Origin of the sequence: Chamaesiphon sp. VAR_69_metabat_338, from assembly GCF_031423935.1 — a bacterium.
In the GTDB taxonomy this organism is placed as follows: Bacteria; Cyanobacteriota; Cyanobacteriia; order Cyanobacteriales; family Chamaesiphonaceae; genus Chamaesiphon.
The window spans coordinates 1-9,547 of the sequence record NZ_JANPGM010000460.1 but is presented as its reverse complement, the minus strand read 5'-3'; the positions used below and the strand labels follow the sequence as shown (position 1 = coordinate 9,547).

7 protein-coding genes are annotated in these 9,547 nt (G+C 48.6%); 3 read left to right on the top strand and 4 right to left on the bottom strand.

Annotation, left to right across the window (positions count from 1 at the left end; all coding sequences use genetic code 11):
• Positions 1–82: 82 nt before the first annotated feature.
• Positions 83–748, top strand: coding sequence for a hypothetical protein (locus RMO84_RS12730; protein WP_310488825.1), 666 nt, complete (start codon positions 83–85; stop codon positions 746–748).
• 84 nt (positions 749–832) lie between these two features.
• Here the strand turns inward: RMO84_RS12730 and RMO84_RS12725 are convergent, their stop codons facing one another.
• Entirely contained in the window at positions 833–1,255 is a 423-nt protein-coding gene (locus RMO84_RS12725) for a transcriptional regulator (RefSeq protein WP_310488824.1), read from the bottom strand.
• 16 nt (positions 1,256–1,271) lie between these two features.
• On the opposite strand from RMO84_RS12725, the gene RMO84_RS12720 reads away from it, so the two are divergent.
• Positions 1,272–1,715 carry a nucleoside 2-deoxyribosyltransferase gene (locus RMO84_RS12720; RefSeq protein ID WP_310488823.1) on the top strand — a complete coding sequence of 148 codons (444 nt, stop codon included), beginning with the start codon at positions 1,272–1,274 and terminating at the stop codon, positions 1,713–1,715.
• Positions 1,716–1,805: 90 nt separating this feature from the next.
• Here the strand turns inward: RMO84_RS12720 and cobO are convergent, their stop codons facing one another.
• The gene (cobO, locus tag RMO84_RS12715) at positions 1,806–2,414 is read right to left on the bottom strand and encodes a cob(I)yrinic acid a,c-diamide adenosyltransferase (RefSeq protein WP_310488822.1); all 609 of its coding nucleotides are present in this window, start codon (positions 2,412–2,414) and stop codon (positions 1,806–1,808) included.
• A gap of 122 nt (positions 2,415–2,536) precedes the next feature.
• On the opposite strand from cobO, the gene RMO84_RS12710 reads away from it, so the two are divergent.
• A complete protein-coding gene (locus RMO84_RS12710) occupies positions 2,537–3,115 on the top strand; it encodes a metal-binding protein (protein ID WP_310488821.1) in 579 nt (192 codons plus the stop codon).
• A 190-nt stretch (positions 3,116–3,305) separates the two neighbouring features.
• Here RMO84_RS12710 and RMO84_RS12705 read toward each other — a convergent pair whose 3' ends face one another.
• Together RMO84_RS12705 and RMO84_RS12700 are read right to left on the bottom strand one after the other, a co-directional pair.
• The gene (locus tag RMO84_RS12705) at positions 3,306–8,435 is read right to left on the bottom strand and encodes a response regulator (protein WP_310488820.1); all 5,130 of its coding nucleotides are present in this window, start codon (positions 8,433–8,435) and stop codon (positions 3,306–3,308) included.
• A gap of 154 nt (positions 8,436–8,589) precedes the next feature.
• The coding region (locus tag RMO84_RS12700; protein ID WP_310488819.1) for a methyl-accepting chemotaxis protein at positions 8,590–9,547 on the bottom strand (958 nt) is incomplete at its 5' end.

Here is a 9,547-nt window from a genome sequence, read left to right as displayed (position 1 = left end):
TGCAGTTGGGTATTATAGAGAGAGCGAGATTAATTTTAGCTGATTAACTCGATCCTAAATCCTCTATTTTCTGATATAAGTTGTGGAAATCAAGCTTGAGCTTATAACTGGTGATGTAAATCAAGTAGGCGATCTTGATTTTCTACTTATGGGTCATAAAAATCACTTAAGAGATCGCATTCTAAAAGAAACAGATAGTAAATTTGATGTTCTAGAAGCTAAAAGCTGGCTTTACTCAAATCAATATGAGCTATTGGAAGCACCTGAATACAAATGGAAGAGAATTGCAGCGATTAACTTCCGACCTAACTCAGGTAGAAGCCTTAGTGAAACTCAATTTTCCAAAATCAGTCGTGTAATTAGTGTTGCTCTCAAATCCTTCAACGCACAATCAATCGGAATTTTACCACCAACATGGAGGAATCCACGTTACTGTGCGCTAGGAGTAATTTATTCACTTTGGATAACAGCATACTCAAACCAAGCAAATGCTGTAGCACCTTACAATATCTTACAGGAATTATATCCTAGTCCAGCTAGCACAAATTTTAAAATTATCAGCCTAACTGGTACAGAATATTTTGAGGAAGTACTACAAGATGATTGTAAGTTGATGTGGAATTTTATTAAAGCATTTTGCAAACAGCAAAATGCTAATAATGCTGCATGGTTTAGTTCACCTCAGTACAAGCAATTTAAAAAATATCCAGTGACGTTTAATATATCTAAAGAAGTTATTAATGAATAATATCAACCTATTAAAATTCAATACTCGATCTAAATGTTATTGGGTTTGCTCGATCGATTGATTTCGATCGTACATCTCTATCTTTTAAATAAACAAACTAGCCAAAACATGAAAATATTCACCAAGAGCCTTAGCTTGGATGGGATCGATCGAGCGTTTACCGTCAACGATTTTAGCAACAATCTCAGCAGATCCGATCGATCCAACCAAATCTGTTTGACTAGTGCCGCTATATTCCATTAAATGTAACAAAGCCGCATGAGGACTGACATCACCCATTGGATAATGATTGCCTTCATAGTCTTCAATTAATATCACAATTAATGATAAAAATTCCGATTCTTCATTACTCAGATTGCGACTGGCTACTAGTGGTTCAGCAATTGCTAAGGCTCGATCGTATTCTGCTTCTGAATTGATCGGTAAAATAGAGTTGACTAGAATCATTGTTGTGTTACCTCGATCGAAGGTATTCTCATGATAGGCGATCGGGCAATTAAATTTCAATATAGAGTTATAAACAATGCAGCAACTAGAAACATCAATCAGAAAGTATATCTATTTAGCTGCGCCTTTATTTACCAAGGGCGAACAAGATTTCAATCTCAGCGTGTGTAAATATTTGACAGATAATGGTTATCAAGTATTTCTACCGCAACAAGAATGCGCCCAAAAACAAGATGCAGAAATTTATCAAACCTGTCTGTCGGGGCTGAAATCGGCGGCGATCGTGGTCGCGATCGTCGATGGGGCGGATGCTGATAGCGGTACTTGCTGGGAATGTGGTTATGCTGTCAGCCAAGGGATTCCCGTTATCGCGGTGAGAACGGATTTTCGGGTTTCGGGGGATACCAAAGGCTTCAATGCGATGATTTATTATAGTGCTGCCAAAATCATCGATGGGAGCGATCGATTCTTGGCGGAAATTGTGAACGAAATCAAAGCATTAGCAATCATAAATGATTAATGAGATTTAACTCTTTGGTATGTTACTAACATTTGGTGCGTTACTCTTCGAGATAACACACCCTACGATCTACGATCTTCTTCCAATTGCCTAGAATTCAATTCCTGGCTGTGCTTTAACGCCTTGTTCGCGGAAGGGATGCTTAACCATCGTCATTTCGGTAACTAGATCGGCGATATCGATCAGGCTTTGGGGCGCGCCTCTGCCGGTGAGGATGACGTGAGAGAATTCGGGCTTTTGGGCTAGTCCGGCGATGACGACTTCGGGGCTGAGATAGCCTAGTTTGAGGGCGATATTTACCTCATCTAGTAAGACTAATTGATAGCTCGGATCGATGATGTAAGCCAATGCCTGCTCCCAAGCGCGTGCGGCGGTGGCAATATCGCGATCGCGATCCTGAGTATCCCAGGTAAACCCTTCACCCATCGCCTGGAAGACTAACTGGTCGCCAAACCGCTCTAGAACGGCTTTCTCGGCTGGTTCCCAGGCACCTTTGATAAATTGCACGATCGCGACTTTATAGCCGTGTCCGAGGGATCTGAGCACCATTCCCAGGGCGGCGGTGGTTTTGCCTTTGCCCGTGCCGGTATTGATGATAATCAAGCCTTTTTTGTCGATCGACTGCTCGATCCGCTCGGCTTGTACCTGCTGCCGCCGCTGCATCTTTTGTTTGTACTGGTCGTCAGTCAGATTTGTCATTTGGTGGATAGTGAATGGTGGATAGTGAATCGAGATCGGAAGTGTATAATTGCCCTTGTGTTAGAACTTAGTATCTATAACTATCCACCATTCACTATCCACTATCCACTAATTAATTAACTTTGCCATCCGGACGCACCCACGATCGAGTAACGCTTTGGAGTCTGCCACTAATTGCGGGCGGAACGCTGTATGCGACTGCCCGTGCCGATTTAGCATTTTGGGTGTCGGGGGGATTTTTGTTTAGCGGGCTGATTTTTGGGCCAGATCTAGATTTATACTCGTTTCACTACAAACGCTGGGGAGTATTGCGGTGGATGTGGCGACCGTATCAGAAAGCGATTAAGCATCGATCGATCTGGTCGCATGGCCCAATTATTGGGACGATCGGGCGAATTTTATATCTGGGTTTATGGTTGAGTTTATTTGGTTTAATTTATTTAGAAATAGCGCATTTTGCTGGTTATAAGACCTATACAGAACAACAGCTATTGACGATTTTTCAGCAGTCGATCGAGCGCAATTATCCAGTTTATCTAGCCTTGTTTTGTGGCTTAGAGTTGGGCGCGATGAGTCACTATAGTAGCGATTGGTTGGTATCAACATTCAATCGATTTACCAATCGGGGTAATCGATTGCAGGCTTTAAATAAGCAAAAAAAAATGCCTGTCAAACAGGCAAGTAAAAAACGAATTAAGTAATGGGACTGGGGGACTGGGGATTGGGGGACTGAGGGACTGTGAGGTAATTACGCTCCTCGTTTCCCCGTCTCCCCCTCGCCCCGTCCTTAGACTATCTCTAAGACTTCCCTTTCGATCGTCTGCTTTGCGCTCTGTGCGCTACACAATCTCCAATACTTCCCCTTCGATCGTCCGCTTGGCGGCGTCTGCGCTAAACGATCTCCAACACTTCTCCTTTAATCATCCGCTTGGCGGCGTCGAGGAGAGCTTCTTCGAGGTACGGCTTGATGAAGTAGCCGCTGGCACCGAGCTGAGAAGCGATTTGGCGGTGTCGATCGCTACCGCGTGAGGTTAGCATCGCGACAGGCACCTTGCTGAGAGCGGCATCTTTTTGGATGCGGGACAGGAATTCGAGTCCGTCCATCCGGGGCATCTCGATATCGCAGAAGACGATATCGCAGGGTAGACCGGCTCTGAGCTTGTCCCAGGCTTCTTGACCGTCGCGGGCTTGTTCGACACGGTAGCCAGCCCGTTTGAAGGTCAATGAGAGCAATTCGCGGACGGTGATCGAGTCATCGACGATCAGTACCATCGATTCGCGGATTTCGACAGTCGGAGCGGCAATTTGGTCTGTCCACTGAGTGGAAACTTGGCGAGACAGCGTACCGTTAGCCAGCTCGATTAATTCCATCACGTCGGCGATCGGCACGATCCGACCATCCCCCATTACCGTCGCACCCGCAATGCCTAATGGCTTGGCGGCTGGCCCTTGGAGGGGTTTAATGACGATTTCTTGGTCGCCAGTAATCTTATCGACTTGAACGGCAGTCAGATTGCCATCGCTGCGGAGGATCAGGATGGAGACTAAATCGCTATCATCTTCATTGGTGCTGTAGAAGCTATTGCGCGCCAACGGACGATTGAAGCTGAGTAGATCGGAGAGCGGTGTAAATGGCAGGAGTTCATCTCGCCAGAAGATACACTGCTTGCCGTCGCTATCGGTTTGGATCTGCTCTGGGCTGACATCTTGAGTATCTTCAATTCCATCCATTGGAAAGGCGATATTGCTCTTGTTGTTAACAGCGATCAGGGCTTTGGCGATACTGAGTGCCAGTGGTAAGCGAATCGTAAACGTGGTACCGACACCGAGTTTCGATTCCGTGGCGATCGTCCCGCGAATTTCAGTGATACTGGTGCGGACGACATCCATCCCCACACCCCGTCCGGCTAATTCATCAGCTTCATCTTTAGTCGAGAAGCTAGGCAAGAACAACAGCTCGTAAGCTTCTGTTTTAGACATGGCTGCCGCTTGCTGGACGGTGAGAATCCCTTTTTCGATCGCTTTTTGTTTGACGCGATCGGTATCTATCCCCGCACCATCATCGGAAACCGAGATGATCGTTTGGTTCCCTTGATGGAGGGCGCGGATGATAATTTTACCTTCGCTTGGTTTGCCAGCAGCTTGGCGGGTTTCGTTTGATTCGATTCCGTGGGCGATCGCGTTGTTCACCATGTGAATTAACGGATCGGTCAGGCTTTCGAGGATCACTTTATCGATAAGGGTATCGCGACCTTCGACGCTCAGTTCGACTTGCTTGCCGTATTTAAGACCGTTATCGCGTACGCCCCGCTGGAGCCTGTCGGCGGTTTGAGCGAATGGTACCATCCGCGATTTGGTCAAATCTTCCTGAAGTTGGCCGGTAATCTGGCGCAATGTCCGCGTGACTTCGGTACTACCATCGACGACGAATTCGATATCCGCTGTAGATTCGCGCACTCGGACGGTCAACTCGATCATCTTTTGAGAGAGCAAGTGAATCGGCGTGAAGCGATCCATTTCCAGCGGATCGTATTCGATGCCAGAGTTGCTACCACTAGCACCACTGATTTCATCAGTAGCACTAGTTTGAGGAGCCGCTGTGCTGGCTTTGTATTGCTGACGGCTGGCAACGAGCGAGTTTTCCATCAACGATCGCTCGTAGAGGTCTTGCATCCGCTTGCCGACTTCGTTGAGCTTTTGGACTTCGGAGAGCAGTTTTTCGACGAACTGGCGCATCCGATTTTGGTCTTGCTCCAGAGTGTTGCGGTTGACAACTAGCTCCCCAACTAAGTTATTGAGGTTGTTGAGGTGTCGGACAGACACCCGCATCGTTTGCTCGAATGTCCGCGATTGCTTAGGACGACGCTCTTTTGACTCTCGTGCTGGTGGCTGAACTGGTGCGACAACGACAGGCTTAGGTGTTGCAAATAAGCCATCGAGATCGTCGAGATTGCTGTCTGCGACAGGAGCGGGAGCGACTAACGCATCGAGGTCGTCAAGTGCCGATGACTGTAACGCACCCACGAGCAAGCTACCACCAATACCGCCGACAGCAGCCACACCTAATAAAGCATCTAAATTACCCAAATCTGGCAGGTCAGCAGCAGGCATTTCGCCCAACAAATCGTCGAAATTATCTAGTGATAAGTCGTTGGAGTTTAACTCTGCACTGAGATTGTCCAGATTATCTAGTGATAAGTCGTTGGAGTCTAGTTCTGCGCTGAGGTTGTCCAGATTATCTAGTGATAATTCGTTGGAGTCTAGTTCTGCGCTGAGGTTGTCCAGATTATCTAGGGATAAGTCGTTGGAGTCTAACTCTGCGCTGAGGTTGTCAAAATTATCTAGGGATAAGTCGTTGCTGCCTAAATCCGCATCGAGATCGTCGAGGTTGTTGAATTGTGCTGTGGGAGAGGCATCTGACGCTAAATTATCGAAAGCGAGCGCACCCATATCGATCGAATCGAAATCGCGCTCGGTTGCTGGTTCGATCGGATCGATGGCATTCACCCGCTGGCGATCGCTAGTTTCGGCATTGACATCTAGTAAACTAGCCGTTGGTGCTGGTAAATCTAGATCTAGATCGTCGGGGGTCTGGAGATCCAATTCCGCCAGATCGGGCCACTCGATCGAGTTCGTGCCATTGTCGCTGGCATCATCTGCCAGGAAATCGAGGTCTAAATCTGCCAAGCTATTGCCAATTTCGCCATGTTGTTCCAGATCGTCAAAGTTCTGAATATCTAACTCGAAACCTGTAATATCATTGCTCTCACCTAGATCGACAGCAGCAACCTCATCCTCGACGAGGGTGTGAGGCTCGAAATTCAGCGCATCGTCACCAGTTGCACTGTTCGTCGCGGCAATATCGTCGAGGATCGCTAGATCTAGCTCGCCAAAAGCTCTGTCATCGCCTGGATTGCTAGCATTATCGACCCAATTACTTAATTCCATCGCAATGGCATCTTCAGCGGCAGTCGGCTCTGGATCTGGTTGACGATCGCTGGAGTCGCCAAGCAAATCGACATTGGCTGTCAAGGTTTGCTCGTCTAAGTCTTGCAAAAAGAGTAGATCGGCATCGAGGTTGGCATCGAGGTTGTCTAGGTCTTCTAGGAACAGGAGATCGGCATCTGCTGCTGGAGGAGTGCCATTTAAGTTGGCTAAGCCGGATAGATCTGCGGCATCTGGGAATTTATGGCTTGGCGATCCTGCCAATCCTAGTCCGGCACCGATTGCGGCAGATGGGGAATTATTTAAGTCTTCCAAACTGAGAATATCGGAGGTAGCAGTGCTGCCGTCTGTAAGTTCGGCTGCGGCAGATTGAGGCTGAAGATCCGCTGCTGGTGTCGGTAATTCGATCGGGTGCATTGGCTGGGCATCACCCCGATCGATGGCAGCAAACGTGCCGGTAGTAGCCATCTGGAACGACTCATCCTCAAAATCGAAGCGATTGGCATCGTCGAGCGTCTCAGCCTCAGCGAGCGGGTTGGCTGACAAATCCGCGAGATTAGCCCAGTCTTCGGTCGTTGCGGTTGCGGGAAAGAGGTCGTCTAGGGGGTAATCCAGACTAAAATCTGGGACGGGACTTTCGGCTAGCGGTAGCGATGGCGAGAATTCTGGTTGTAGCTGGCCATCGAGATGTTCGAGCGGATTTAGATCTGAGTAGATCGGTTGATGTTGCGCGATCGATAGGGCTGTGGCCGAACTAAAGTCGGGAATTTGCCCGTCGAGATCGCCTAGCTCTGGATTGTAAAATGCTGCTTCATCATCGAGAGCTGGCACTAGTGGCAAGTTATGGCTGGCAGTAATCGATCGATCGAGATCGGCGGTCGCCAACTCAGACAGTTGCGGCGGAAATGCCTCATGATTGGCCAAGTTGTCTAAATCGATCGAGGGCAGCGCAAGATCTCTAAACTCATCGTCTTGCATCCAAGTGCCGTCACTAGGCAGCTCGTCACCGAGTAAGTTCATAAACTCATTCAATTCCATCGCCTCGGGATCGAATTCTGAGAGGAAGGTGCTGCTAGGATTAGCAAACAGGTTATTGGTAGTGTCAAAGTCGAGCAGTTGTGCGGCAGGTACGAGCGGCAGCGTGGTGCCACCGATCGAGATGAGGGCTGGCAGTTGGTCGGTAGTAGTGTCGCGATCTAAGTTCTGCGTAGTGAGATTCGATCGATCGGGTGATAATGTGGCCGTCGATTCGAGATCGGCAGTTTGGAGCGGTACGGTTTTGCTAATAATTAAGGCTTCGAGATCGGCAGTAACTCTAATTTCGCGATCTCGATCGGCGAGTACTAGTGCTTGAGCTTGTTTGACAGCAATACTGATACTTTCCCCGAGTTGCGGCAAAAAGTTAGCAGGATTGGCTGTTGCTAGCCGACAGGCCGTAAATAGATGCGTCCATTCGAGAAACTCAAAATTTTCGCCCAGATTGCCTAATTTTTGACAAATCTGCTGGATTTGCGCGCGCACCTCTGGCAGATCTGGCTGCAAGCACAGACTGATAATGGTATCTAGTTTGCGGGTGACGTATTCGCCAAATACTTGGTCGATCGCCGGATCTTTACTACCGTCGCTGGCCGTCCGATCGGGTACTACGGCGGCTGGCTCGGCGGCTAACAGGTGTTGGAGATAAGCTTTAAGTTCTTCAAAGACCGGATCGCCGATCGGATCGATCGTCGCGGGATCTTGGCGATAAGGGTCGCTAGAGTGGCGGACTTCTTCAATGCCAGCTTTCAAGAATCCAAAGCTTTCGAGAAATAAAGATTGTAAATGGCTATCGACGGCAATTTGGGGCTGTTCTTTGAGTAATTTAAAGTTAGCTTCAAATTGGTTGCCAATTTTTTGAATATCGAGTAGTCCGAGCATGGCCGCACTACCTTTGATCGAATGTGCAGCTCGAAACAGTTCGCGGATCGTCGTCGGCTGTCTGACAGTTTCCGGCAGTTTGAGCAAGCCTTGTTCGATCGTGTTTAAGTGTTCGCTGGCTTCTTCTAAAAAGTAGCCCAGAATGCGATCGTGTTCCATAACGAGGGGATAGGGGATAGGGGTTAGAGGTTAGGGGTTAGGTTTAGAATTAGGGCTAGGGTTAGGCGTAGGGTCAGAGTTAGGGATATGGGGACGCTTGTGTCCTGAAGCCCATTCCCTATTCCCTATCCTCTATCCCCTACCCCCTAAACAACTACTCGACTTTGAATCGTTCGACATAAGTCAGCAGGTTGCGGGCGACGACCACCAGATTTTCGAGGGATGACGATACTTTCTGGGCTTCTTGAGAAGTAGACTGCGCTTGAATCTCGACTGATTGCATAACTTCGGTAACGGCTTTAGAAGTTTCGCGTTGCTCGATCGTATCCGAGGTAATCGATCGCACCAGGGCATCGATCCGATTGGATACTTGAATGATGTCATCGAGCGATCGCTTGGCTTGTTCGGCCAGTTTGGTACCGGCGATTACCTGTTGAGTACCTTGTTCCATCGCGGCCATTACCGAACCCGTCTCGCTTTGAATCTGGAGTACGATATGCTCGATTTCTTTGAGTGCTTTGGCACTTCTGTCGGCTAGCTGGCGGACTTCGTTGGCAACGATCGCAAATCCTTTACCGGATTCGCCGGCTCTCGCGGCCTCGATACTGGCGTTAAGTGCGAGTAAGTTGGTACGAGAAGCGATTTGGGAGATCACCGAGACAATCTGGGAAATTTGTTGCGAAGATTCGGCCAGACGTTTGACCTTACGCGTACTTTCGGCCACTGTTTCGCGGATCTCTTGAATACCAGCTACCGTCCGTTCGACCGCTTCACCACCTCTGAGGGCAGTTGAAGATGCGGTGCGGGCGACTTCTTCCGATTCGCGGGCACTTTCGGCTACCCGTTTGATCGAAGCAGTCATCATTTGGACTGAGTTTACCGTTACGGCTAATTCTTCAGCCTGACTGAGTGCATCCGAAGATAACCGTCGGGCGAATGCCTCACTCTCGGTCGAACTTTGGTTGACCTGAACTGCTGCGACTTGTACCTGTTGAACGATTTGACGGAGACTGTCGATGGTGAGGTTGAACGAATCGGCAACCGCACCCAATACGTCGGCAGTGACTTCCGCTTTCACGGTCAGATCTCCGCGTGCCGCGCCTTCTACATCG